24 protein-coding genes are annotated in these 23,868 nt (G+C 44.5%); 14 read left to right on the top strand and 10 right to left on the bottom strand.

The window, feature by feature from the left end; genetic code table 11:
- Positions 1 to 20: 20 nt before the first annotated feature.
- Complete coding sequence (locus tag Q4Q52_RS16725) at positions 21 to 293, bottom strand: PGPGW domain-containing protein (protein ID WP_311991146.1); 273 nt, start codon at positions 291 to 293, stop codon at positions 21 to 23.
- A gap of 270 nt (positions 294 to 563) precedes the next feature.
- Between Q4Q52_RS16725 and Q4Q52_RS16730 the strand changes: the two genes are divergently transcribed.
- The 3 genes from Q4Q52_RS16730 to Q4Q52_RS16740 all read left to right on the top strand — a co-directional run bounded on the left by Q4Q52_RS16730 (position 564) and on the right by Q4Q52_RS16740 (position 3,439).
- Entirely contained in the window at positions 564 to 1,310 is a 747-nt protein-coding gene (locus tag Q4Q52_RS16730; protein WP_311991147.1) for a transporter substrate-binding domain-containing protein, read from the top strand.
- Positions 1,311 to 1,484: 174 nt separating this feature from the next.
- Positions 1,485 to 2,513 carry a M14 family zinc carboxypeptidase gene (locus tag Q4Q52_RS16735; protein WP_311991148.1) on the top strand — a complete coding sequence of 343 codons (1,029 nt, stop codon included), beginning with the start codon at positions 1,485 to 1,487 and terminating at the stop codon, positions 2,511 to 2,513.
- Positions 2,510 to 3,439, top strand: coding sequence for an alpha/beta fold hydrolase (locus Q4Q52_RS16740; RefSeq protein WP_371824895.1), 930 nt, complete (start codon positions 2,510 to 2,512; stop codon positions 3,437 to 3,439). The genes Q4Q52_RS16735 and Q4Q52_RS16740 overlap by 4 nt, the downstream gene beginning before the upstream one ends.
- Before the next feature lie 30 nt (positions 3,440 to 3,469).
- On the opposite strand, the gene Q4Q52_RS16745 is transcribed toward Q4Q52_RS16740, so the two are convergent.
- Positions 3,470 to 3,877 carry a YccF domain-containing protein gene (locus tag Q4Q52_RS16745; protein WP_006086172.1) on the bottom strand — a complete coding sequence of 136 codons (408 nt, stop codon included), beginning with the start codon at positions 3,875 to 3,877 and terminating at the stop codon, positions 3,470 to 3,472.
- A gap of 285 nt (positions 3,878 to 4,162) precedes the next feature.
- Here Q4Q52_RS16745 and Q4Q52_RS16750 point away from each other — a divergent pair, with 285 nt between their 5' ends.
- The 4 genes from Q4Q52_RS16750 to Q4Q52_RS16765 all read left to right on the top strand — a co-directional run bounded on the left by Q4Q52_RS16750 (position 4,163) and on the right by Q4Q52_RS16765 (position 8,659).
- Positions 4,163 to 5,161 (top strand): pyridoxal-phosphate dependent enzyme, encoded by a 999-nt coding sequence (locus Q4Q52_RS16750; protein ID WP_311991149.1) that lies wholly within the window; start codon positions 4,163 to 4,165, stop codon positions 5,159 to 5,161.
- 112 nt (positions 5,162 to 5,273) lie between these two features.
- On the top strand, positions 5,274 to 5,987 hold the full coding sequence (locus Q4Q52_RS16755; RefSeq protein WP_311991150.1) for an NrtR DNA-binding winged helix domain-containing protein: 714 nt from the start codon (positions 5,274 to 5,276) through the stop codon (positions 5,985 to 5,987).
- A 283-nt stretch (positions 5,988 to 6,270) separates the two neighbouring features.
- Complete coding sequence (gene prs / locus Q4Q52_RS16760; protein WP_311991151.1) at positions 6,271 to 7,176, top strand: ribose-phosphate diphosphokinase; 906 nt, start codon at positions 6,271 to 6,273, stop codon at positions 7,174 to 7,176.
- 10 nt (positions 7,177 to 7,186) lie between these two features.
- Positions 7,187 to 8,659 (top strand): nicotinate phosphoribosyltransferase, encoded by a 1,473-nt coding sequence (locus Q4Q52_RS16765; RefSeq protein WP_311991152.1) that lies wholly within the window; start codon positions 7,187 to 7,189, stop codon positions 8,657 to 8,659.
- Positions 8,660 to 8,856: 197 nt separating this feature from the next.
- Here Q4Q52_RS16765 and Q4Q52_RS16770 read toward each other — a convergent pair whose 3' ends face one another.
- The 5 genes from Q4Q52_RS16770 to Q4Q52_RS16790 all read right to left on the bottom strand — a co-directional run bounded on the left by Q4Q52_RS16770 (position 8,857) and on the right by Q4Q52_RS16790 (position 12,497).
- Entirely contained in the window at positions 8,857 to 9,117 is a 261-nt protein-coding gene (locus Q4Q52_RS16770) for a hypothetical protein (protein WP_311991153.1), read from the bottom strand.
- A 300-nt stretch (positions 9,118 to 9,417) separates the two neighbouring features.
- Positions 9,418 to 9,591 carry a hypothetical protein gene (locus Q4Q52_RS16775; RefSeq protein WP_006082106.1) on the bottom strand — a complete coding sequence of 58 codons (174 nt, stop codon included), beginning with the start codon at positions 9,589 to 9,591 and terminating at the stop codon, positions 9,418 to 9,420.
- Positions 9,592 to 10,413: 822 nt separating this feature from the next.
- Positions 10,414 to 11,145: a ChrR family anti-sigma-E factor gene (locus tag Q4Q52_RS16780; protein ID WP_311991154.1), complete on the bottom strand. Its 732-nt coding sequence runs from the start codon at positions 11,143 to 11,145 to the stop codon at positions 10,414 to 10,416.
- Positions 11,138 to 11,800 carry a sigma-70 family RNA polymerase sigma factor gene (locus Q4Q52_RS16785; protein ID WP_006086176.1) on the bottom strand — a complete coding sequence of 221 codons (663 nt, stop codon included), beginning with the start codon at positions 11,798 to 11,800 and terminating at the stop codon, positions 11,138 to 11,140. Before Q4Q52_RS16785 ends, Q4Q52_RS16780 begins: the two co-directional genes overlap by 8 nt.
- Before the next feature lie 145 nt (positions 11,801 to 11,945).
- Positions 11,946 to 12,497 carry an LON peptidase substrate-binding domain-containing protein gene (locus Q4Q52_RS16790; protein ID WP_006086177.1) on the bottom strand — a complete coding sequence of 184 codons (552 nt, stop codon included), beginning with the start codon at positions 12,495 to 12,497 and terminating at the stop codon, positions 11,946 to 11,948.
- Between the two features lie 101 nt (positions 12,498 to 12,598).
- On the opposite strand from Q4Q52_RS16790, the gene Q4Q52_RS16795 reads away from it, so the two are divergent.
- On the top strand, positions 12,599 to 13,213 hold the full coding sequence (locus Q4Q52_RS16795; protein WP_006086178.1) for a class I SAM-dependent methyltransferase: 615 nt from the start codon (positions 12,599 to 12,601) through the stop codon (positions 13,211 to 13,213).
- A 315-nt stretch (positions 13,214 to 13,528) separates the two neighbouring features.
- On the top strand, positions 13,529 to 14,473 hold the full coding sequence (locus tag Q4Q52_RS16800; protein ID WP_006082100.1) for a chemotaxis protein CheV: 945 nt from the start codon (positions 13,529 to 13,531) through the stop codon (positions 14,471 to 14,473).
- 210 nt (positions 14,474 to 14,683) lie between these two features.
- Here the strand turns inward: Q4Q52_RS16800 and Q4Q52_RS16805 are convergent, their stop codons facing one another.
- Positions 14,684 to 15,325 (bottom strand): hypothetical protein, encoded by a 642-nt coding sequence (locus tag Q4Q52_RS16805; RefSeq protein ID WP_311991155.1) that lies wholly within the window; start codon positions 15,323 to 15,325, stop codon positions 14,684 to 14,686.
- Between the two features lie 51 nt (positions 15,326 to 15,376).
- Positions 15,377 to 15,736 (bottom strand): DUF2750 domain-containing protein, encoded by a 360-nt coding sequence (locus Q4Q52_RS16810; protein WP_006082098.1) that lies wholly within the window; start codon positions 15,734 to 15,736, stop codon positions 15,377 to 15,379.
- A 431-nt stretch (positions 15,737 to 16,167) separates the two neighbouring features.
- Here Q4Q52_RS16810 and Q4Q52_RS16815 point away from each other — a divergent pair, with 431 nt between their 5' ends.
- Positions 16,168 to 17,490 carry a lytic murein transglycosylase gene (locus tag Q4Q52_RS16815; RefSeq protein WP_311890668.1) on the top strand — a complete coding sequence of 441 codons (1,323 nt, stop codon included), beginning with the start codon at positions 16,168 to 16,170 and terminating at the stop codon, positions 17,488 to 17,490.
- A gap of 144 nt (positions 17,491 to 17,634) precedes the next feature.
- Positions 17,635 to 18,123, top strand: a complete 489-nt coding sequence (locus Q4Q52_RS16820) for a peptidylprolyl isomerase (protein WP_006082096.1) — start codon at positions 17,635 to 17,637, stop codon at positions 18,121 to 18,123.
- Between the two features lie 199 nt (positions 18,124 to 18,322).
- Here Q4Q52_RS16820 and Q4Q52_RS16825 read toward each other — a convergent pair whose 3' ends face one another.
- Positions 18,323 to 20,266 (bottom strand): M1 family metallopeptidase, encoded by a 1,944-nt coding sequence (locus tag Q4Q52_RS16825; RefSeq protein WP_311991156.1) that lies wholly within the window; start codon positions 20,264 to 20,266, stop codon positions 18,323 to 18,325.
- A 252-nt stretch (positions 20,267 to 20,518) separates the two neighbouring features.
- On the opposite strand from Q4Q52_RS16825, the gene Q4Q52_RS16830 reads away from it, so the two are divergent.
- The 3 genes from Q4Q52_RS16830 (at position 20,519) to ushA (ending at position 23,614) form a co-directional block, all read left to right on the top strand.
- The gene (locus tag Q4Q52_RS16830) at positions 20,519 to 20,746 is read left to right on the top strand and encodes a DUF3389 family protein (protein WP_006082094.1); all 228 of its coding nucleotides are present in this window, start codon (positions 20,519 to 20,521) and stop codon (positions 20,744 to 20,746) included.
- Positions 20,747 to 20,860: 114 nt separating this feature from the next.
- Positions 20,861 to 21,532 (top strand): carboxylesterase, encoded by a 672-nt coding sequence (locus tag Q4Q52_RS16835; protein WP_311991157.1) that lies wholly within the window; start codon positions 20,861 to 20,863, stop codon positions 21,530 to 21,532.
- A gap of 363 nt (positions 21,533 to 21,895) precedes the next feature.
- Positions 21,896 to 23,614, top strand: a complete 1,719-nt coding sequence (gene ushA, locus Q4Q52_RS16840; RefSeq protein WP_311991158.1) for a bifunctional UDP-sugar hydrolase/5'-nucleotidase UshA — start codon at positions 21,896 to 21,898, stop codon at positions 23,612 to 23,614.
- The last annotated feature ends 254 nt before the right edge of the window (positions 23,615 to 23,868 follow it).

Here is a 23,868-nt window from a genome sequence, read left to right on the forward strand (position 1 = left end):
TTAACCGACAAGTTAACGAGTTAACGGAAGAGTCGACGGGTCATGCCATCAAGCCAAGCCGCACTTTGAGTTAACTTTCGCTGACTGCGACGTAGCGCCAGCTTTGCCCAGGCATATTGTGTGCTGAGCAGCGCTAACCCTAAGATGATCAGGAGTAAACCTGGGCCGGGTAAGAGTAAAAAGACCAGCCCGAGCAAGGTTAAAGCTGCGCCAATCACAGTGATCCCCGCTTTAGTTATCGCGCCTTTTGCATGGGAGGACGGCGCGTGATTGAAAAAGGAAACTTTACGCATAGGAGTTGGCCTTATGGTGAGTTAATTGAATCAAGATCTACTGTCAACTGACTATCAGTTGTGTGCTAACTGTGTATCAGTTTTCAGTCTAATCCTTTGCTCATTTATTGGCAGCTTATGTCGTCAGCCTAATTGTAACAAAACTTCACTTCCCCGCAGTGGCTTCATGGCTATACTAAAACCAGAGAAAAAATCTTGGCAGATAAAAACTAAAGCTCAATTTGTCGATGATTTAGTAGTCAATCCATTCTGCAGGCTAAGGAGTCCCAAATGGTTCGATGGCGTTTAATGCTCCTTGCGTGTTGCCTTTCCTCCATGGGATTGAGCACAGCGAAAGCGGATACCTTAATGCTGACATCCTTACTTTGGCCGCCTTATTCTGGGCAGCAATTATCCGAGCAGGGCGCGAGTATTGCTGTGGCACGGGCGGCGCTCAAAGTGATGGGGCACCAATTAGAAGTGGATTTTTACCCATGGAGCCGCGCTGTAAAGCTCGCCAGTATGCCTAATTCTGACTATCTGGGTTATTTCCCTGAGTATTACTTTGAGACTGAAAAGTTTGTTTTTTCTAAATCGATTGGCGACGGTCCTTTGGGACTGGTGGAGCAAAAAGCCCATCCTGTGAGTTGGAATTATGTCGAAGATCTGAATCGCTATACCTTAGGTGTGGTGAAAGATTATGTAAATACTCAGGCGTTAGATCGCATGATTTCCACAGGCGTTCAGCCGACTGAAGCCGTTACTTCAGATGAGCACAATATTAAGAAAGTGGCCGCCGGCCGTATTGATGCGGCGGTAATCGATGTCAACGTGCTGCACTATTTACTTAAGCAAAAGCCTTTACAACCGCTGGCGGACAAACTGCAAATCAACCGCCAAATTTTAGCGAATAAGCAGCTTTATATCGCGTTTCGTAATACCGAAGAAGGCAGACGTTGGCGGGATATTTTCGACCAAGGCTTGGCGCAAATAGACGTCGAAACCATCATCGGAGAGCTACTGTATCGTGAAGACTAATGCATGATTTAGGTTAGTGAACTCTCTATTCTACCCCTTATTTTTTCCTCTATTTTCAGCCAATTCCTCTCAAAATTACATCAGATATTCCGCTTGTCATCATTCTGTCTTTGTTCACTATTAGCATCACCTTAACGGCATGAGTTGCTTTCTCATTTTATTGTTTAAGGTGACATGAATAAACTTCCCTTTGAGTTAGATACGCTGCAACAACTCATTGATACTCATCATCTTAAGTTGCAGTATCAAATTCTTGCCGACATCCCATTTCGTCACGAACATTTTCCTCTCTACAGTGTTGAACTGGGCGGGGGAGATAAGCCCTGTCCGACAGTACTCTTTGTGGGCGGCGTGCATGGGGTTGAACGTATTGGCTCTCAAGTCATCTTGGCATTGCTGAACAGTTTGTTGCAGCGGCTGGTGTGGGATAAACATCTACAACAGATGTTAACGGGCGTGCGGTTAGCTTTTGTGCCTGTGGTGAATCCCGTTGGTTTATTTATGGGAACGCGGGGTAATGGCAATCAAGTGGATTTGATGCGTAACGCCCCGATAGAATCCAGCGAAAAAGTCTCCTTTATGGTGGGAGGGCAGCGGATATCGTCGCGGCTGCCTTGGTATCGCGGCATGGGGGGAATGGAGCTTGAAACTACTGGCTTAGTTGCCTATGTACAGCAATTGCTGAGCCGCAGCACTAGTTTGATTTCCCTCGATGCTCACTCAGGCTTTGGCTTGAGTGATCATATTTGGTTCCCCTACGCCCATACGCGTACCGCCTTCGAAAATGCCAATTATATTTTTCATCTAAAACAATTATTTGAACAGAGTTATCCCCATCATGGCCATTATCGGCTCGCACCCCAGAGTCAGTTTTATCGCACCCATGGGGATATTTGGGATTACCTCTATCGCCAACATCAAGTGGCCGATCCCCATGCGCAGGTACCGTTTCTGCCTTTGACATTAGAGATGGGATCCTGGGCTTGGATTAAGAAAAATCCCAGACAAATATTTAATTTTGCAGGTTTTTTCAATCCGCAGAAAACACATCGTCATCACAGAATTTTACGCAGGCACACAGTGCTGATGCAATTTATGATGGAAGCGGCCTACGCCCAATCGTTAGAGCACTTAACGCCTGAACGTTTGGCTGAACTCACTGAGTGCGCGCGGCAGTATTGGTATCGGGAGCCACAGTCATGACAACTTGGGTGTTATTGCGGGGATTAATGCGTGATCAGCGCCACTGGAATGGCTTCGATCAGCGACTGCGACAAAAGGGGCTGCGAGTACTGACTCCTGACTTGCCGGGCAATGGAACGCTATCAACCGAGGCCAGTCCGCTTAAGATTGCTGACTATGCCCATGCAGTGTGGCAGCAATTGGATGAGCAGGTACAAGAAGGAGAAGGCATTTACCTTCTCGGTTTGTCTATGGGCGGTATGTTGGCACTGGAAATGGCGCGTCAGCGACCTTGGCAGATAAGGCATGTATTTGTACTAAACAGCAGTGCGGCTAATTTATCGGCTTGGTATCAAAGATTTAATCCACTGAATGCATTGAAGGCGTTTTTCTTGCGGGCTCGAGGTAAAGCCTTACATCCCATCGAGTCGACGATAGTGCGTTTAACCAGTTTTCGTCATCGGCGAGACTGCAGTTTAATTGCCGAATGGAGTGAATTTCGCCGCCAATCGTCGCCAACTATTCGTAACGCCTGGCGGCAACTGTGGGCGGCTTTTCAATATCAGTGTCCATTGACCGTGGAAGTGCCGATAAGTGTACTCTGTGGCGACCGTGATGCGTTGGTGAGCATGGCATCGAGCAAAGCCTTGGCACAGCACTTTCACACGGATTTGATAGTATTAGCGTATTGCGGCCATGATGCGGCCATTGATGCCCCTGCAAAACTGGCACATTATCTGTTGGCAATTGTGGCGCCGACTAAGTCGCAAACTGAGGTTCAAGAGGATGATGAACCTGCCCATGCGCAATATGTCCATACTCAATACAGTTGCAACGATTTACTGGAGGAAGAAATGGCCTTTAACGAGGCGATATTTTCAGTGTGGGATGAAAAAGCCCTATCCATTCTCCACAGTAAATCATCGACAGTAAATCATCGGCAATGAACAGCGCTAAGACGGATAACTCACTGCCGATTAGGCTTTAGCCACGACGGTTTGTCCTATCGGTGTTAGGCTGAGTAATGCCAGTTTAAGATGCTGTATTCCAAAGGGAATACCGATAATAGTCACAAAACAGGCTAAGGCATGGACCAGGTGGCCTATGGCTAACCAGATCCCAAACAGCAAGAACCAAATAATATTTCCCACCATGCCTAGGGCACCTGTGCCTAAATCGTCACGTCCGGTTAAGTGACGACGGCTGATTTGTTCTTGACCAAAGGGCCAGAAGGTCATTTCACCGATAACAAAGCAGGCGCGGCCAAAGGGAATACCAATAATGCTGATAAAACACAGGATACCTGCGAGCCACCAAGCGAGTCCCATTACAAATCCACCGAGCACAAACCAAGCGATGTTGAATATTAAGCGTAATACTGCCATTGAAAACTCCTTATGTTACTTTTTTAGCCTTTATCGTTAGCTGTAATGAATGCTGTTAGCTTTGATAAACTGAATATATGCCAATGACTAAGCGAGAAACGTGCCAATTATTTTGTTTTCAAAAATCAATGCCTTACATCCACCTGTTTAAGCTTTATTTGTGATTTTCACTAATTCTTCGCTAAATTGCTAATTTCTTAAGAGCAGAAGATCAAAGGTGGCGTTAAACTAGCCATTCCATCCAATGGCTTAAAAGCCAGAGTATTTAATCGTTTGAGTAGCCTGATGTTTGCAAATTCCCCCGTCGATATTTTTGCCTTTGCTGGTCGAGAAATATTTCTAAAACGTGATGATTTATTGCATCCAGCGTTTAGCGGCAATAAAGCACGTAAATTCGGCTACTTTTTAGATCATGAGTTTGCCGGCATCACCAAGGTGATAGGCCATGGCTCACCCTTAGCGAACTCTTTGTATTCCCTATCAACATTGGCCAAGATGAAAGGCTGGCAGTGTGATTTTTATGTTGACCATATTGCCAGTCAGATTGTTAAGCATCCCACGGGGAATTACGCTGCGGCATTGGCAAATGGCGCCAATATTATCGACTTAAGTGAGTTAATGGCGCAAAAGCTGGCGTTTACTCAGTCGCAGGATGAACCTCAGGTTTTATCTGACCTTAATGTTAGTTGTGACCCTGCTTTGCAAACGGGTGGTGCGCGACTGAGTTGCCAAGAGTATATCGAGACTCAAGTACTCGCGAATGAGCCGACGGCGCTTTTTATCCCAGAGGGTGGGCGTTGTTCCTACGCTGAATACGGGGTAAATGTATTGGCGCAAGAAATAGTGCAATTTGCGCAGGCGAATGATTTAGTCGATTTAACAGTATTTTTACCGTCGGGGACGGGGACGACGGCGTTATTTTTAAATCAGTACTTTATTCGTCAGCAAACGGCGATTCGCGTCGTGACTTGCGCCGTGGTGGGCGGCGATGATTATTTACGTTTACAATTCTCTATGCTTAATCCAAATACTCTCGAGCATCCACAGATAGTGAATGTCGGCAAAAAATATCACTTTGGTAAACTCTACCCTGAATTCTATGCCATGTGGCAGCGGGTTTGTGCCTCAGGAGTTCAGTTTGAATTAATCTACGATCCCTTAGGTTTTATTGTGCTTGAGGATTACTTACAGCGTAGTGAATTAGGTCATGTGATGTATTTGCATCAAGGCGGATTATTGGGGAATGAGACTATGTTGCCGCGTTATCAGCGTAAATTTGGCTAAAGTAGCTAAGCCCACGGTGCAGGATATTTACTTAGTGACGCTAAGACATAATGTGTTTGAAGCTGTGTCATGCCTAAGTTAAGCTTATGATATTGAATGATGGGGAATACTCATGACTGAAGCGGAATATCTTGCCAATTACGATCCTAAGGCTTTCAAGGCTCAGCTACTGACAGTGGATGCCGTATTGTTTACCTACCATAATCAGCAGCTTAAAGTACTCTTAGTGCAACGTTCAAACCATCCTTTTTCAGGTTTGTGGGGATTACCCGGAGGCTTTATCGATGAAAATTGCGATCAATCCTTAGAACAAACCGTACTACGTAAACTGCATGAGAAAACCGCGGTAGTGCCACCTTATATTGAGCAGCTTTGCACTGTGGGTAATAGCTGTCGCGATGTGAGAGGTTGGTCGGTGACAGTGTGTTACACCGCCTTGATGAGTTATCAAGCCTGCCAAATCCAGATTGATTCAGTGAGTGATGTTAAGTGGTGGCCGTTAGAGGATGTGTTACGGATGCCATTAGCGTTTGATCATCTGCAGTTAATTGAGCAAGCGCGGGAACGCTTAACACAGAAAGCCTTATATTCTTTAGTGCCAGGCTTTGCACTGTCTGAACCTTTTACCTTGCCAGAACTGCAGCATGTACATGAAGTTTTACTCGGTAAGCCTATCCAAGGTAAATCTTTTCGTCGGCGGGTTGAACAGGCCGATTTATTGATCGATACCGGATTAAAGCGCACTGAACGGGGGCGTCCTGCGAATTTATACCGCTTGAAACCCGATACCGCATCGTACCGATTCTTAAGAAATTTAGAATGTTGATCAAAGTCGTTGCAGATTGAAACGCGTTTTCATGGGGCTAATGACAACTGCTTATGTTTTAGATTTTGATATTACTCAACAGCTTTTTTCCTATTCAGTTACCTAAATTGCATATAATGTCTAAAGGACACTATATGCAATTTAGGTATATCAATGGCTTTTATTTCGTCATAAATAGTCTAAAAATCAACTTTACATAATAATGTCTTTAAGACACTATTTGTTCTGTAGACAACAAGGGCGCCGTTAATTGCGGTAATCTTGCCATAGACAGGAGGTTAGTATGTCTCAACGTATTCAAGCATCTAAAAGCATTCAAGCGTATCAAGGCACAGTTAACACTCAACAACTGCAAGCCGATTTTTATCAGTTACCCGCAGCTAGTGATGAGGCTCATTACCGTTTATTTCAATTTGGCGCGGGGGAGAATCATGTTCAACTACTGGTTCCTCCAGCGAAACGCGTCACACTTTTCTTCGGCTATCGTGGCGATCATTCCATCATGCAGCTCTTGTTGTTAACTGATGCATTACGCCGCAGCGGTGCAGAGCAAATCGATCTGTTACTGCCTTATATGCCGGGCGCTCGCCAAGATAGAGTGTGTAATGTGGGCGAGGCCTTATCGGTAAAAGTCTATGCCAGCCTGATTAATCAGCAGCAATATGCTTCAGTCAGCATTTTTGACCCGCACAGCGATGTCACCGCCGCATTGTTAGACCGAGTGCAAGTTATTGACAACCAAAGCTTTGTCGCCGCGATTGCAGCTCAATTATCGGGTGAGCTAGTGTTAGTCTCACCCGATGCGGGGGCGAATAAGAAAGTATTCGGCTTAGCGAAAGCATTACAGGGAATGCCGGTGATCAGGGCCGATAAACATCGTGATGTGGTCAATGGTCATATTATCGCTACCGAAGTGTTCTGTGATGATTTATCGGGTAAAACCTGCTTAATCGTCGATGACATTTGTGCTGGTGGCAGAACCTTTATCGAACTTGCCATCAAGTTAAAGCAAAAGGGGGCTCAAAGCGTCATTTTGATCGTGTCACATTATGAAGATAAGGCCAGCGAATCGGCTCTGCGCGAGGTGGGCATCGACAGATTATTTTGTACCGATAGTTTAGGTGTCCCTGCACATATTTCGAGCGAGTTCTGTGATTGCCATGCTGTTTTGAGTTATATGAATCATTAAGGAAAATATTATGTACTTGAATCCCGTTACCGCCATTGATGGCTACAAAGTCGACCACCGTCGTCAGTATCCCGATAATACTCAAGTGATTTTTAGTAACTTGACCGCCCGTAAATCCCGTCGTGGTTATACAGACCAAATGGTGTTTTTTGGCTTGCAGTATTTTATCAAGCATTTCTTGATCGACAGTTGGAACCGTGATTTCTTTCAACAACCCAAAGATCAGGTCATTCGCCAATTCTCCCGCCGTATCAATAATTATCTCGGGCCAAATAATGTGGGTACTCAGCATATTGAGGAATTGCATGATTTAGGTTATTTACCAGTAAAAATCATGGCATTACCTGAAGGCTCAGTGTATCCACTAAAAGTGCCTTGCTTGGTTTTGTACAATACCGATGAGCGGTTCTTTTGGTTGACCAATTATCTCGAAACCATCCTTTCCGCGAATGTGTGGGGTATGTGTACCAGTGCCACTACCGCGCTGCAATACCGTAAAATATTTGAGACTTACGCGCTAGAAACCGATGGTGACATCGCATTTGTTGATTGGCAGGGCCATGATTTTAGTTTCCGCGGCATGTATGGTGCAGAGGCTGCGGTAATGAGCGGCGCTGCCCATTTACTCAGTTTTACGGGTACAGATACCATTCCCGCGATTGATTTTCTTGAGCAATATTACCGTGCCGATAGTGATCATGAACTTGTCGGTGGCAGTGTGGCCGCAACGGAGCACAGTGTGATGTGTGCGGGTGGTATGGAGAATGAATTAGAGACGTTCCGCCGTCTGATAGAAGATATTTATCCTAGCGGCATTGTGAGTATCGTTTCTGATTCTTGGGATTTTTGGCAGGTGATGACAGAGTTCACCGTTGCCTTAAAAGACCATATTCTTGCGCGTGAGGGCAAAGTGGTGTTTAGGCCTGATACGGGTTGTCCGGTGAAGATCATTTGTGGCGATCCACAAGCAGCTGTGGGGAGCCCTGAGTATAAAGGCGCTATCGAGTGTTTGTGGGATGTCTTTGGGGGCAGCACAACTGCCAAAGGTTACAAATTACTCGATAGCCATGTCGGACTTATTTATGGCGATTCAATCACTATTGAGCGGGCTGAAGCCATTTGTGCCGGCTTAAAGGCTAAAGGTTTTGCTTCAACCAATATCGTGTTTGGGATTGGCAGTTTTACCTATCAACACGTGACCCGAGATACCGACGGTTACGCGGTGAAAGCGACCTTTGCGAAAGTTGATGGTAAAGACAGAGAAATATTTAAAGATCCTAAAACCGATGACGGTACTAAAAAATCAGCTAAAGGACTGGTTGCGGTGTTTAAAGATGAGCAAGGGCAATTTTATCTTAAAGATCAAGCGAGCTGGCAAGATGTTAACAATTGCGAGTTTGTCCCCGTATTTGCCGATGGTGAACTCTTAACTGAATATTCTTTGGCAGATATTCGCGCAAGGTTGGCAGAGTCCAGACGTTGAGCCTATAGAATTGTAATTTTTAACGGCTATAGACAATAGCTAAGATAAAACTGGCAATGTGATTTCTATCAGGATCATATTGTCAGTTCAGTTCAGTTCAGTTCAGTTCAGTTCAGTTCAGTTCAGTTCAGTTATGAATTGATGTTCAGTCGTATAAGTAAAACGCCCCATAAATAGTTAAATGCAAATACAAGCGATTAAGGCAGCAACTGGTTTCGCTTAAGGATTTTATAGGTACGTTGGCCTATCTTTTCGAGGTTTTTTAAATCTTTTAGGCTGGGTATCGCATCTGAATATTGCCAATAGCTGATTTCTGCATCGGGCATTTCAAGCATTTTTTTCGAACAACCTAAACATTGTCCCTGGCACAATTGTGCTTCTTCTAAGTTGAGTGGAATAGTCGCTTTGATCTGGCTTATCAAGCTTTGCATGGCGATTTGGGTATTGGGTTTTGGCATAGGTGAGGTGCTGTACAGTATTCATGGTGATGAATATTAGCGGATGCTGCAGTGGAAGTAGGTGATCTAAGCTGGATTTGACTCATTTGGTTCGGCAGGTATCTGTGTGAGAGAGATACAGCCTGAACCAAATGTGTTCGTCATGATGACGTAAAAAAGGATAGCGTGTTCGTGACATTCGGCTATCAGTTTACTTAAGTGCTCGGTACTGCGAAGAGAATGGAAACCGATTAAATACACTTGAGCAAACGGGGTATTACAGTACTTATTTCTAACTTATCGTCTAATTTACTTTTTGACTTATTTGTTTGCGGACAATAACCATTTCATAAAGCTGATGGCTTCTGTACGTTTTGAAAAAGTCTGTCTGTTTTTACCTTGACGATCGGTAAAAGCAATTGAGGTTTTATTTACTGAGATTGAATCTACAGGGAAGTTCACTGTAATTTCATGTCCATTAATTTTGTATGACATATGCCACACTCCTTTTTGTTAATTCACCCATAGGTGAGATAGTTGTAACTATAAAATATCCTTAGCAATTTGCGAAAGATTCGTTCTATTGAGTATCGAGGTTACCCCATCTTTGATTCATTAATCAAGAGATGCTTAATCGATAAATAATACATGCTGTCGATTATGCCAATGGACTAACTTGATTCTGCCAGTTGACCATAGCTTAATGACAATACTATGACAGTGTGGAGAACAGTAAGTTCACAGACATAACCACATGATTTTAGTGGTATCGAATGCTTGAGCTTATGGGGTTTTGCTTGTAGTAGGCTTTCTTTATGAGGACCGAACTCTGATTGCTAATAGTCAGGCTGGTTTAAAAAGGTAAACAACAAGGTGTTTCTCAAAACGACGTGCAGTATATCAATAAAAATAGCTTATGCAAGTTTAATTTTTATTCAATGTGATTATTTGTTGATTGATGTTGAGTTAACGTGAATTGTTTCTGGCTATTCATTTGATTTAAAGAGTGAAGCTTAGCATGGAACATGTCCTTATCTTGTATTTAGCTGCAATGCTGGGTGTCCATATTGCGGCTTTTTAGGCGAATAGGATGTGGCTACTGCTAGCCAATTTAATTAAAAATTCTAGTAAACTGAATAAAAAACTCACGCAAATAGAATAAAAAATCCCACTGAAATAGGTTATTTCAATGGGATTAATGGCTGTCATTTAGTAACTGAAAATTTAGTAATTGATGATTCAGTAACTGAAAAATTAGCAACGGACTCATTTAAAAAAACGGAGTAAATAAGTCATGTTAAAGCACTGGCTACAGGCTTAATAAATCAGTTCACCTATGGGGTTAAGCAACTTGCTTAGGCCTTTGGTAAAATGCAGCGGCGCATCTAACACTGTGTAGCATAAGCAACCGTCAACGGTTTTAGGTGAGTGGTGATGTTGGCTATCGAGCACAATAAAATCACCTGGCACATAGTCACCGTTAAGATCCGAAAACGCTCCCGCTAACAATAGGGTTAATTCATAGCCCTTATGGGTATGTTGGGGGATTTCACCTTGCGCATCTATGTGCAATAAGCTCGCGCGGGTGTTCATTTCATCGACATCAAAACGCATACGACTGACTTTGCCTAATATTTGCCAAGGACGGGCCAAATGCTGGCGAAATACCGACGGCACTGTGTAATGCTGTTGTTTTACTTGAACATCCAGAGGAGCATTATTAGGTACATCCGTCGCCGCAGGCTGAGCCATGATTTGCGCCAGCATAGCGTCAATATCCATCACTGGTACATTAGTCGCTTGAGTGTTTCCAGCATCAATATGTGCAGTGTGAATCAACTCTTGGCCTATATGATGCTTTGCAGCATGAGCATGAGCGCCATCTGGATTTAATGCCGAATTGGCAGCTTGCTCGGTTAATAGGGCTAGTTGCTCACGACACGTCTCACACAATGCGCAATGTGCTGATACCGCGATGGCCATCGATAAAGGTAAGACCCCATTTGCATGGCTCACGAGTAATTCTTGTTGGGGATGATGCTTAATCATTGTGTGTCTCCAAGAAACTTTTCAACTTTTCTAGCCCGAGTCTTAATCGTGACTTTATGGTGCCTATTGGCACCTTGAGGGCATCGGCTAGCTCTTGTTGAGTGAGTTCTTGCATGTAGATACCTTGCACGACTTGTCGTTGCGCTAGGGGAAGGGCATCAAGATGTTGGAGGAGTTTAGCCGTCAATTTATGATCAGTGAGTGTGTCTTGAGCCATGGTCGCATCGCACAGCGGCCAAATATCATCTCCAAAGGTATCTTCTTTATTGTGCTGTACTCGTCTCAGCATATCGAAACACTGATTACGCATTATGGTAAACACCCAAGTCGTCACTGAGCCTTTTTCGGCATTGTACAGATGGGCCTTAGTCCACACGCTAGTCATGGTTTCTTGAACTAAATCCATGGCTAAGCCTTGTTGATTCAGTCTTTGTAAACCAAAGGCGCGGATCTTGGGCATAAAATGCTGGAATAAATGCCCAAAGGCGGCTCTGTCCCGTTTGTCTGCTACTTGTAGCATAAACGTGATCAAAGTATCCGCTTGAGGCTCGCAGGTTTTGAGAGCGGGAATGTCGTTATCCATAGCCGAATGAGTCAGAGACGTGATAGGGCCATGATACCGATTTTGCCTGCTTTGTGATTGAATATTTTCCATTATTTTCGCTCTTATCCCAGTCGTTAGTGCTAAGTTTGAGATCAGTAACGACAAAATTGAGAGGCTTGTTTCACTTCTGAGCCCAGTTTTACTGTCAAACTGTCAATCAATACGGAGTGGCTTAAATAAAGGATCATTCACAGGATTATTTTATTACGGCCCGCAATAGATCTCGGGTCATAATATGATCTAAGGTATTAATGCAGTTGTACTTTTCAGAGGCTTGCACGGGCAATATTTCTAGCCAGCGTTGGCAGACCCAAGCAATGTCTTCAAACTGTTCCGCTTGGTAGTGCTTGAGATGTTGCGGATATTCCTTGAGGATGTTTTGTAACATTTGGCTCAAGTAACGCTCATCGGTCGCAATACGTGTCGCAGGCCAATTGTCGATAAAGCTAACATCGCCGCGCTTCAAGCCATCGTCTTCGACACTGATTTCATTAACTTTAAAGCGCTTTGAACCTTGAATGCTGATCCCTAATAGTCCATCGGGTAGGGTTTCAAAATCAATAATATGCACTAAGGTGCCTATGGGCTGAATGGTTTTGCCATCCTCTTCGAGCATACATAAGCCAAAGCCTTCGCCTGACTTTAACGATTCGGCGACTAAACGCTTATATCTAGGTTCAAATACCCGCAGTTGTGTGTAACCTTCGGGCAATAAACAAATGGGTAGTGGAAAAAGAGGTAATTTCATCGTGGCCTCTGGTGAACTTATGTTCCTATCATTACGTACCATAGTGGCAGTTCGATCAGTAAAATTATTCAACAATAGTTTACCCATATTTAGAGGATGGCATGAAATTAAATCCATTTGAGAAAAAGCTCGTTCAGCATCCAATACGTTTTTGGCTACAAAATCATGTCGAAGCGCCTTTACTAACGTCTATGATGCCTAAACCTATGGCTCGCTGCGAGCGTGCATTAGAAATCGGTTGTGGGTTTGGTAATGGAATTCAGTTGATCCGTGAGCATTTTGGCGCAGGACATATCACGGCTGTGGATATCGACCCTGAAATGGTCGCAGCGGCGCAATCTCGCTGGCAAGCTCGGCCACAAGGTTTGAAAGGGCTGAGTTTCTCTGTTGCCGACGCCTCTTGTCTTCCCTTTGCCGATGGCGAGTTCGATATAGTCTTTGATTTTGCCGTATTCCACCATATTCCAGATTGGCAGGCAGCCATTAAGGACGTTGCCCGAGTACTGAAACCAAACGGTTACTTTGTGGTAGAGGACTTATATCGCGCTGCAATTTGTAATCCACTGAGTCGACGCCTATTTGAGCATCCACAACAAAATCGCTTTAATCACCGCGAGTTGTTACTTGTGTTGCGTCAAGCGGGTTTTGAGATAGTCTGCGACAGAAATGCCTTGGATCTTGCGGGCATGGTGCTTGCCCAGAAAGTGCAGCGTTAGGCGGCAGCGCCGCTGACGCAAATTGAATGTTCGTTTTGAATGGATTGAATATTCGTGCTTTTGCTAATATTCACACTTATGCCAAAGCCAAATGTTTTGGCTATTTCGCCGCTTGAGCACAGACATGAGCCAGCAGCGCCATTGATATTCGGGGTGGAGTAAACCAAGTTAGCGGCGTGATTTTGCGAGAGTGGTTGTAATTTTTAGATAAAATAGCACCTCGGCATGGTTCTTCATGGGAGTTTACCGCTATAATTTGAGCTAATCCGTCGCATGTGAGGAAAGGATTTTCCTCAAGAGTAGAGAAGCAGCATTATGGCAAACGTACTTGCAACCGTAGATCAGCGTACCAAACTCGTGGGTGAGAACCGCCTCGAGTTGTTGCTCTTTAGCATTAATTCCACGCAGTTATTTGCCATCAACGTCTTTAAAGTCAAAGAAGTGGTTAAGCTTCCTCCCCTTAATGCCATGCCTGGGAGTCATCCTCATATTTATGGTGTTGCTAATATTCGCGGCATTTCTATCCCTGTGATTGATTTACGTTCGGCGATTGGGTTTAAACCTGTGCCGCCGGATGATGATGCCAATATGATCATCACAGAATATAACCGCAGCGTGCAGGGCTTCTTAGTCGGCAAGGTTGAGCACATTATCAACATGACATGGAGCGACATCATGCCGCCGCCGAAAACGGCGGGGCGTAATAATTATCTGACGGCAATTACCCGCATCGAACATCAAGGCAAATCGCAATTAGTGTCGATTATCGACGTAGAGAAAGTACTGGCGGAGATCATTCACTACGATATTAGTTTATCTGAAGGTGTGCTCGATGAAACCTTAGTCCATGAAATGCCAGGCAGAAAAATCTTGATTGTGGACGATTCATCGACAGCAAGGCGTCAGGTGCGTGAGACTTTAAGCCAACTAGGCATAGAAATCATTGAGGCTTCTGATGGCTTGCAGGCATTGAATTTATTACAAAAATGGCGTGATGAAGGTAAGCAAGTTTCCAAAGAATTGTTGATGATGATTACTGATGCAGAGATGCCAGAGATGGACGGTTACAAGCTGACGTCTGAAGTCCGCGGTGATAAAGCTATGTCAGATTTATATATTACCTTGAATACTTCGCTGAGTGGCAGCTTTAACCATGCCATGGTTGAAAAGGTGGGCTGTGATAAGTTTATTTCTAAGTTCCAGCCGGATCTGCTGGTGGAAGTGGTACAAGAAAGATTAAGACAAGTGATTAATCACTAAGCATTTTGAGATTCGAACTATCGGTGATTGACCTTGTGTTGGTCATCGGTAGGCTCAGCGCTTTTAACAACCGCTTTTAACAACCGCTTTTAATGACTGTTTTTAAATGTGGCCTGTTTATATCAGACTTTTAATATCAGCCATTCAATCGTCACCTTTCCATCGCTTCTGTGCAAATCCTACCAGATTACCTTTTTATTTAACGCTCAATTACGAGGCGAATTCGGCTTCTACATCTTGTAATACTTGGCGTTTCATTTCTTTGGCGGCGGCAATATGGATGCGGGCGAGTCGTAGGGCGTAGTTGAATCTTGATCGGCCGACGAGGCGCACCAGTTCGGCAAAAAACTGTGGTTCTAAGGTGAATTGCGTCGAGTAGTACTGGATTGCAGCATTGACTGAGTTAAAGGTCACGCCATCAAATTCGAAACCTGCGTTATAACCTTGGTCGTCAATTTCTTCGCCTTCTAATACCAGTGGCCAGCCGGGTGCATTGATACGGTCGCGGGCAATCTGGTACATCATCCAAGCACTTTTCTTAAAGCCTTCAAACACTTTGCAGGAAAATTCAGACTCGGCAAGTTCTTCTTCGGTCCAATTAATTCCAATCGCGAGGTGTTTTGCATAAATGCGCATCAGTGCATCTTTGACGGCCATACGACAATCCCATATTGAGCTCAAAGGATGTTGTTTGGCTAATCGTAAGCATTCGCTGCAGGCGGGCACAGCTAATGAAGGATGTGGCGTATGTGTGTGGGCAATATATTCGAAGTGTTGATTGCTCGGTTCGCCGCAAAACCAACAGGTATGACGTTGGTCGAAGGGAATATCGATAAGCGGGATAGCAGACATCAAGGGATGAGCACCTCAGTCCTTGATGTCATTAATGGCACATTGAAGGGATTAAACTTCTTCAACATCAACCAAATCTTTTGCTAAAACAATAGGATCAAGTTCGAGGCAATCTTCATCAGTCTGCCAATCCACACCGATCAACACACCATCGTCGTTGAGATCCGACACCCAATATTCCAGAAATTCTTCTAATGAAATAGCAACGGGTTGGTAGTCGTGCCATTCGTCGCTGCAATGGGATTTTGCAGTGGCTTCACTTGACCACAATGGCATCACATCTGTGTCTTCAAATTCTGAAGAGTCACAAACGACCCAGCCTTCGCCAGTTTCATCCATTAGACCCCAAAGCGTCTGATGTTGTTTTACATTTTTGATAAAGCCAGCCAAAGCCGCATTGATTTCAGTCATGATAGGTCTCTTTGATGTGTGCTGTTAACTTATCCATTATACGGTAACATGCTGCGATACCAAGGGATTCTTTGTTAAGATTTTTCTTGTGTTGGATAACTGAGCAATAAGCCGATGCCACAAGGTATTTATGGCGATAAGGATTGTGTTACGTGTCGCTATGGGTCAGGATTATTGGCAATGATAAGCCTTGATGCAGTGTGCTTTACTGTTCAAGTGTGGCTCAGATAGAGGCTTTCCGTGGGGGAGAAACATGTCTTCTATACCATTGGCCGTTAAAGGTTTTTTTGTAGTAGAACCTTTAACTCGTTATGCCAAGGTGAATATCTCTCTAGGGCAATGCCTTCTCGAAGAAGGAAGATTGCCGTTTTTAGCCACAGCAGTGTGATTACTGTGTCATTGTTGTGAAATCAAATATTGGAGTTGTTGATTTGATTAAAATTAAAGGGTTAACTTATCTGTTTGCGAGTATTGCCGCCTGTGTCAGCTTGAGTGCCTGTTCAAGCGTGCCAGCGGCGAGTGCCAGTTCCAACACTAGCGCAACTGCTAACGCAGTCAGTAGCAACGCCAGTGGCATAGCTGCTGAAGCCAATCAAATGTCTGATATTAATGCTAGCGTACAAGTAAATGCTGAGGCATTTCCGAGTTGTCTGGCTGGGCTACAAGCGCGGGCACGCTCTAAAGGGCTGTCAGAGGCGACCATTAACTCGACCATTGCAAATTTGAAATTTGTGCCGCGGGTGATTGAGCTTGATCAGCAACAACCCGAATTCAGCCAGACCTTCGATAATTATTTCAGTAAGCGCGCTACTGAATGGCGCGTTAATGAAGGCCGTCGCTTACTGAAAAAACACAGCGTTTTACTCAATCAACTAGCTAAAGAATATGGCGTGCCGCCACAATATATCTTGTCTTTTTGGGGGCTTGAAACCAACTATGGTTCCTATAAAGGCAAGATGTCGGTATTGAATTCGCTCGCGACTTTGGCCTGTGAGCCACGCCGTAGCAATTATTTCACCATAGAACTGATACAAGCCTTAAAGCTGAAAGAAAAGTATCAGTTCGATGATGACACTATGGTGGGATCATGGGCTGGCGCCATGGGACACACGCAATTTATGCCGTCGGCCTATGCCAAATATGCCGTCGACGGTGACGGCGATGGTAAAGCCGATTTATGGAATAGTACCACTGACGCGCTGACGTCCGCCGCGAACTTTTTACAGCACTTAGGCTGGCAGCGAAATGAACGCTGGGGCCGTGAAGTCTTATTGCCAAAGGATTTTAGTTACAGCCATTTAGGTGCAAAGCAGCCCTTGGCGTTATCGGAATGGGCCGCCCTTAATGTCACGCAAGCGAATGGCCAACCTTTGCCCGCCGTGGATATTCAAGCCGCGCTGTATTTGCCAGCAGGGCATACTGGGCCTGCCTTTTTAGGCTATGAGAACTTCAATGTGATCATGCGTTGGAATCGCTCTGAGTATTATGCCATCACAGTTGGGCATCTTGCCGATCGCATTAATGGGGGGTTACCTTTGACAGTGAGCCCGCCAGAACAGCCACGCTTAAGTCGTGAGCAAGTTAAGCAATTGCAAGCAAAACTGAATGAGGCCGGATTTGATGTTGGCAAGCCAGATGGTGTGTTAGGGCGTAACTCTGTGGCAGGATTGCAAGCCTTTCAACGGAGCAAACAGATGATTGCCGATGGCTTCCCAAGCCCAGAGGTGTTTACTGCTTTAGGACTATCACTGTAGCCACTGTCACTGTCGTTACTGCAGCCAAAGAGCGCTCGCCGCGGGTTTTGAGCGCTTTTAGGCCGGATAAAAAAGTGGAGTGAAAAGCTCAGTTTTGTTAAGCTCGGCCCACAATTGAAATCGAAGAAAATCAAAGGATATTCGATGAGCATTAAAGACGATATGGTTGTGCAGTTTAACTACACACTGCGTGACGAGAAAGGCGAAGTGATTGAGACGAACGAAGGTCGCGATCCGATTGCCTATTTACACGGTCATGACAACATGATGCCTGGTGTAGAAAACGCGATCAATGGTAAAGCCATCGGTGAAAAATTCACTGTGACTTTACCTGCTGCCGAAACATACGGTGAGCGCGTAGCGGATGCTGATGCGCACCAACGTGTGTCGGTTAAGCACTTATTGGGCGCGACTGCGTGGAAACCGGGTATGACTGCTGTGGTCAATACTGACCAAGGTCAACGCCAAGTGACTATCGTTAAAGTGGGTAAGTTTATGGCGACTGTGGATGTCAACCATCCATTAGCGGGCCGCGAACTGACATTTGATATCGAAGTCGTTGGTGCCCGTGACGCGAGTGATGAAGAAATCGCCCACGGCCATGCCCATGGCGCTGGTGGTCATCACCACTAATTTTCAGGCTTCGAACTTGGCTTTTATCTGACTCAATGTGAGATGAATATAAGTTCAGTATGAGTTGAATGAATCGAGGCAGAAGATTGAATAGCAAAAGCCCAAACCTAGGTTTGGGCTTTTTGTTTTTATGGCGCTAACGGCTAACGGCTAACGGCTAATGGCTAACGGCTAATGGCTAATGGCTAATGGCTAATGGCTAATGGCTATGTTCATGCTCGAGTGGTTTGTCGGCAAACATCATATCTAGGCTTGATTGGGTTTGTGGATGATAACCGCTGCGAGCCTTGAGATAGACACTCTTGGCCCAGTCGTATTGATCTGTGCTTGCAAGCTTTTGATATAACGGCACGATTAAGCGCATGCGACCAATATGGGTCAAGTGCTGTTTTAATGCGGGTAATACCGAGTAATAGCCGTTGTCTAGGGCGAGTGAATACCATGCAAAAGCGATTTCACTGTTGCCTGTGCCCGTAAAATGGAACGCATTATCTAGCTCGGCAAGCTTGACTTGGTCTAGATTGACTCTTGGCATTTCATTGATAAACCTTAACCACTGGTGCACTGTCCAAGTACTGGTTTTCAACTCGCTTGCGCTAAGTTTTCCGTCAAGCCAAGTTTGTCTTTGGGCATCGATATCATCGAAGGCGTGGGAATTGGGCGGCACTAAAAATGACGGCAAACCTTGACCTTCAATCCAAGTATCCACTTCGGCCTCACTGACAACATTGGGATATTTGTTTAATAGATTCAAAGATAAATACTCACGGAACTGCGCCGTGGTAATGCTTTGAAATGCAAAATGATTGAAGTAGCTTTTCACAAAAGTATCGAAGCGTTCGCGGCCAAATTTCTGCTCTAAAAAGATTAAGAACAACTGGCCTTTCACATAAGGGACACCGCTAAAGGCTTCGTCGGGTGAGCGCTTACCGAGATCTATATGCAACACTGAATCGCTAGGCGTGAGTTCTGCAAGCTCGGCAAGCAGCTCTGAATAGCCGATGGTTTGCTCCATCAGCGCTCGGTAGCGGCCGTAGAGATCTTCCATGATGCGGTTCTCAACATAGGTCGTAAAACCTTCATTAAGCCAGAGATCGCGCCAAGTGGCGTTGGTCACCAAGTTCCCCGACCACGAGTGGGCAAGTTCATGGGCAATTAGACTTACTAAACTTTTATCACCCGCGATCACCGTTGGCGTAATAAACGAAAGCCGTGGATTTTCCATCCCGCCGAAGGGGAAGCTTGGCGGCAAAATAAGCAAGTCATAACGTCCCCAACGGTAATCGCCGTAACGTTTAGCGGCGATTTTGATCATCTCCGGCGTGTCGGCAAATTCCTTGCTGGCTTTGTCGAGGATTTCTGGCTCAGCCCAAATGCCCGAGATGTTATCTAAAGGGGCGAACTTTAAATGCCCGGCTGCGATGGCGATTAAATAAGCTGGGATCGCCTGCGGCATAGTGAATTGGGTCTGCGTGCTCGACAGGGTTTTACGATCGGCACTCATGACCACAGTAATGGCTTTATCGGCAGTAATCGTTGCGCTATAGGTTTGGCGCACGGCTGGGGTATCTTGCAGTGGGATCCAACTGCGAGCATGAATCGCCTGACTCTGACTGAACATAAAAGGTAACTGTTTACCTTGGGTTTGCTCAGGAGTTAACCATTGAATACCAGATGGATTATTCGACGTGTGGTAATTGATTTTAACTTTTTGGGTATCTTCATCGGCAAGTTTGATGGTCAGCGCCGCGCCTTTTACAACGTCCGCTTTGGCTAAGGTAAAGGGCACGCTTTGCCATTTCCCTGTTGTATTCAAAGCACTCACACTGTTAATCGTCAGATCTCGAGTATCTAAGATGAGTTCTTTCCCCGCCTTATACCAAGCTAAATCGAGGATGGCTTCACCGGATAAGCGGTTCTGCTTAAAATCGACGGCAAGGGCTAGTTCAACATGACTCACGCTGACTTCAGTGTAATTGGCGAAGGTCAGTGCATCTTGGTTCTGCTGCGCCTGTGCTTGTACAACAGTGGCAGTCGGTTCAGCGGCTAGCGTATTAGTAGCGCTATTGGCATCAGTGCTAGGAAGGAGTTGCAGCGCAAAAAGTAGGGCGCTGCTCAGGACGGTACTGCGAAGTGAAAGCATTATTTAACAGCCTAATGATGAAGTATTTTAGTTCGAGTTTGGGCCGATAACAGCATCAATGCTGCTTGGTTTTCTATCGGCTCTATCTATATAGGGCAAAAGTTTACCTGATAATCCAGTGGATTTGTTATCTCACTGTTAGCTCAAATGTAATCAAACTTTAATGGCTCGTATGCCGGCAAGGAAATGCCATCGGTAAAAGACCACAAGTTTGCTATGATGTCGGCGTTTTCACATAGGGCGGTTATCAAAATGGTGTTAGATTTTTCGCAGGGTAAGTTAATCGTCACTGAGTTCGAAGTGCAAGTGCGGCTCAATGTTGCCAGTATCGTACTGCAAGCAAGCGCAGAGGATATCGGTTTGCGACGTCAGCCACCTATGTTAATCGCCGATGGTGGCGGTGTACGTTGGAGCTTAGTGTTGGACTCAAATGCCCAGTTACGGGCGATTCAAGATGTGCTGGGAATGGATGCGGAATAAAGTACGCCTGCATAGTGCATAGTGCATAGTGCATAGTGCATAGTGGTTAACTTATAGATTTATCATCAGTTTCTAGTTGATGAGTGTTTAATATCGAATTGGGGATTTTTTAGTATGTCAGTTTCTCTCGAGCGTATTGTCGTTGAACCTAAGACACCCGCTACAGCCGTGGTCATTTGGTTACATGGATTAGGGGATTCGGGTGCCGGATTTGCCCCCGTAGTGCCTGCATTAGGTTTGCCTGCCGATCATGCTATCCGGTTTATTTTCCCACATGCACCGGAGCAAGCCGTTACCATCAATGGCGGCTACGTCATGCGCGCTTGGTACGATATTAAAAGCATGGATTTGCACGACAGAGCTGATATGCAAGGCGTGCTTGAGTCGGAGAAAAGGGTTGCTGCATTAATTAATGAACAAATCGCGGCGGGTATTGCGAGCGAGCGTATCGTATTAGCAGGATTCAGTCAGGGCGGAGTCATGAGTTTATTCTCTGGACTGCGTTTCCCCGAGCAACTTGCAGGGATTATGGCACTGTCTTGCTATTTACCGACGGGCGATGTATTACCCGCTGAATTAAGCGCAGCGAATCGTAATACACCCATATTACAGCAACACGGTCTACAAGATGATGTAGTGCCATTATCAGCTGGAACATTAGCCAAAGAAGCCTTAATTGCGGGCTGCTATAATGTGATATGGCAGACTTATCCTATGCCGCATTCAGTGATCCCTGCGCAGTTAAACGAGATTTCTAAGTGGTTATTACAGCGATTTGAAATGTAGAGAAGTCTAATTGCTGATAAAAACGGCATGCGGTAAATTGAAAATTGCCCATGCTTGTTTTTTTATGGGAACAATCACTGTTTTCTGTAATTTTTTCTAAGTCATTCATACTGAACGATTTAAATTAATTTATTTCATTTTTATTTTTAATTCTCTAAATATATAGAAATCAGTCATTCAGCTTATTTTTTATATGAAACAAATCTGTCTTAAAGCGCCCGCGAATTCCCCTATAAATGTCAAGTTTTTAATAAAAATGACACAATTTATCTTTATTCTTTGTTATTATCCGTGACGCTGAACTTGATGGAGTTCATGGCAATTTTTCTATGATAAAATAATTAAAATCAAGGGGTTGATGTAATGAGACATATGCTTATTAAAGGACTAGTTGCAACTGCTGTTGTCGCTGCGCTTGCGGGTTGTAATAATAGTGATGACGATAAAGTCCCAACAACATGTGCTGAAGCGGGAAGCGCTTGCACAACATTTACCGTTTTACACACCAATGATAACCACGGCCGTTTTTGGGAAAACAGTGACGGCGAATACGGTATGGCTGCGCGTAAAACCTTAATTGACAGCATTCGTGCAGAAGTCAGTAAGAATGGTGGTCAAACATTATTGCTGTCTGGTGGCGACATTAATACTGGCGTGCCAGAATCGGATCTACAAGATGCGATCCCAGATTTCACGGGTATGAATAAAATTGGTTACGACGCTATGGCTGTTGGTAACCATGAGTTTGATAATCCATTATCCGTTGTTGATATGCAGCGCCGCCTTGCGGAATTCCCTATGTTAGCGGCGAATATTTACCATAAAGATGCAGATGGCAATCTAGGGGAACGTTACTTTGATGCTTATAAGGTATTCGACGTAAACGGTCTTAAAGTCGCTGTAATAGGTTTAACTACCGAAGATACGGCTAAGATTGGTAATCCAGAATTCATCAGTGGCTTGGAGTTCACCGATCCAAAGACTGAAGTCGCTAAAGTGATTAAAGAAATTAAAGACGCCAAAGCGGCCGATATTATTTTCGCTACCACGCACATGGGTCACTATGCTGACGGCCATAACGGTAGTAATGCCCCTGGTGATGTGGCTATGGCTCGCGCATTGAAAGAAGGCGATTTGCAAGTGGTTATTGGTGGTCATTCACAAAATCCAGTGTGTATGGAACCAGGTACTGACAACAAAGCCTACGCTGACTTTAAACCAGGCGATGAATGTGCTCCAGATAAACAGAATGGTACTTGGATCATGCAAGCCCATGAATGGGGTAAATATGTTGGTCGTGCAGATTTTGAATACTTTAACGGTGAGCTTCATTTAGCAAGCTATAAACTTGTGCCTGTGAATATGCGTAAATTGGATGACGCGGGCAAGAAGACTGCTGATTTAGCTGGCACTAAGATTGAGCCTGATGCTGAGTTAAAAGAGCTGCTATCTTACTACCAAGAGAAAGGTCAAGCTAAGTTAGACGAAGTCATAGCAACTACGGATGCTCTGTTAGATGGCGAGCGTGCAAACGTTCGTAATAAGCAAACTAACTTAGGCCGTATGTTAGCGATGGCGCAAAGTGATAAAGTCAAAGCCGATTTTGGCGTGATGAACTCCGGCGGTGTACGTGCCTCTATTCAACCTGGCAATATCACTTACCGTGACGTGCTGACTGTTCAGCCATTCGGTAACATGGTGACTCTGAACGAAATGACAGGTACTGAAGTTGCGGCTTATTTAGGCGCGGTAGGTAGTATTCAAATTGGTTCAGGTGGTTATGCACAAATCACGGGCGTGAAAATGACCATTGACTGCGTAGCTAAGACTGCCAATATCAGTGTCATCAATGGTGAGAACTTCAGCCCAACAGGAACTTATAAGTTCACTGTACCTAGCTTTAACGCTGCAGGTGGTGACGGTTATCCTAAGCTAGAAAGCCCAATCCAAACGGGTTTTGTTGATGCTGATTTACTCTATTCTTTCTTGAAAGAGAAACAAGCGATTAAAGCTGCTGACTACAGTCCGATAGGCGATATCGTTTATGAAAACTCAAACAGTGTTGAAGGTTGCCAACTTTAAGTAATCGAAAACTACTTAGTGTTTAAATAAAAATGCCACTCAATAGAGTGGCATTTTTTATATTTGATGAAGTATAAAATAATGCTCAATAATTATTAGTGATACATTTAGATTTGTTTGTATCATTTAAATGTATATCACTGCATTCGTTTACGATTGAATTAATTTGTATCAAGCCATTTTTTTAATTCCTTTAATTGGTATTAATTTCTTAATGGCATGATGTATATCAACTTTTTAATTGCTGTTGACGA

The organism is Shewanella sp. SP1S2-4 (genome assembly GCF_031932075.1).
Taxonomy (GTDB): Bacteria; Pseudomonadota; Gammaproteobacteria; order Enterobacterales; family Shewanellaceae; genus Shewanella; species Shewanella baltica.

Bases quoted from the DNA above. Each gene is read 5' to 3' on its own strand.
- Q4Q52_RS16810 (WP_006082098.1), bottom strand. From the start codon at position 15,736: ATGACTGAAATCAATGCGGCTTTGGCTGGCTTTATCAAAAATGTAAAA.
- Q4Q52_RS16795 (WP_006086178.1), top strand. From the start codon at position 12,599: ATGAAATTAAATCCATTTGAGAAAAAGCTCGTTCAGCATCCAATACGT.
- prs (WP_311991151.1), top strand. From the start codon at position 6,271: ATGTCTCAACGTATTCAAGCATCTAAAAGCATTCAAGCGTATCAAGGC.
- Q4Q52_RS16790 (WP_006086177.1), bottom strand. From the start codon at position 12,497: ATGAAATTACCTCTTTTTCCACTACCCATTTGTTTATTGCCCGAAGGT.
- Q4Q52_RS16775 (WP_006082106.1), bottom strand. From the start codon at position 9,591: ATGTCATACAAAATTAATGGACATGAAATTACAGTGAACTTCCCTGTA.
- Q4Q52_RS16780 (WP_311991154.1), bottom strand. From the start codon at position 11,145: ATGATTAAGCATCATCCCCAACAAGAATTACTCGTGAGCCATGCAAAT.
- Q4Q52_RS16750 (WP_311991149.1), top strand. From the start codon at position 4,163: ATGTTTGCAAATTCCCCCGTCGATATTTTTGCCTTTGCTGGTCGAGAA.
- ushA (WP_311991158.1), top strand. From the start codon at position 21,896: ATGAGACATATGCTTATTAAAGGACTAGTTGCAACTGCTGTTGTCGCT.
- Q4Q52_RS16820 (WP_006082096.1), top strand. From the start codon at position 17,635: ATGAGCATTAAAGACGATATGGTTGTGCAGTTTAACTACACACTGCGT.
- Q4Q52_RS16825 (WP_311991156.1), bottom strand. From the start codon at position 20,266: ATGCTTTCACTTCGCAGTACCGTCCTGAGCAGCGCCCTACTTTTTGCG.
- Q4Q52_RS16725 (WP_311991146.1), bottom strand. From the start codon at position 293: ATGCGTAAAGTTTCCTTTTTCAATCACGCGCCGTCCTCCCATGCAAAA.
- Q4Q52_RS16770 (WP_311991153.1), bottom strand. From the start codon at position 9,117: ATGCCAAAACCCAATACCCAAATCGCCATGCAAAGCTTGATAAGCCAG.
- Q4Q52_RS16730 (WP_311991147.1), top strand. From the start codon at position 564: ATGGTTCGATGGCGTTTAATGCTCCTTGCGTGTTGCCTTTCCTCCATG.
- Q4Q52_RS16765 (WP_311991152.1), top strand. From the start codon at position 7,187: ATGTACTTGAATCCCGTTACCGCCATTGATGGCTACAAAGTCGACCAC.
- Q4Q52_RS16745 (WP_006086172.1), bottom strand. From the start codon at position 3,877: ATGGCAGTATTACGCTTAATATTCAACATCGCTTGGTTTGTGCTCGGT.
- Q4Q52_RS16800 (WP_006082100.1), top strand. From the start codon at position 13,529: ATGGCAAACGTACTTGCAACCGTAGATCAGCGTACCAAACTCGTGGGT.
- Q4Q52_RS16740 (WP_371824895.1), top strand. From the start codon at position 2,510: ATGACAACTTGGGTGTTATTGCGGGGATTAATGCGTGATCAGCGCCAC.
- Q4Q52_RS16735 (WP_311991148.1), top strand. From the start codon at position 1,485: ATGAATAAACTTCCCTTTGAGTTAGATACGCTGCAACAACTCATTGAT.
- Q4Q52_RS16785 (WP_006086176.1), bottom strand. From the start codon at position 11,800: ATGGAAAATATTCAATCACAAAGCAGGCAAAATCGGTATCATGGCCCT.
- Q4Q52_RS16755 (WP_311991150.1), top strand. From the start codon at position 5,274: ATGACTGAAGCGGAATATCTTGCCAATTACGATCCTAAGGCTTTCAAG.
- Q4Q52_RS16830 (WP_006082094.1), top strand. From the start codon at position 20,519: ATGGTGTTAGATTTTTCGCAGGGTAAGTTAATCGTCACTGAGTTCGAA.
- Q4Q52_RS16835 (WP_311991157.1), top strand. From the start codon at position 20,861: ATGTCAGTTTCTCTCGAGCGTATTGTCGTTGAACCTAAGACACCCGCT.
- Q4Q52_RS16805 (WP_311991155.1), bottom strand. From the start codon at position 15,325: ATGTCTGCTATCCCGCTTATCGATATTCCCTTCGACCAACGTCATACC.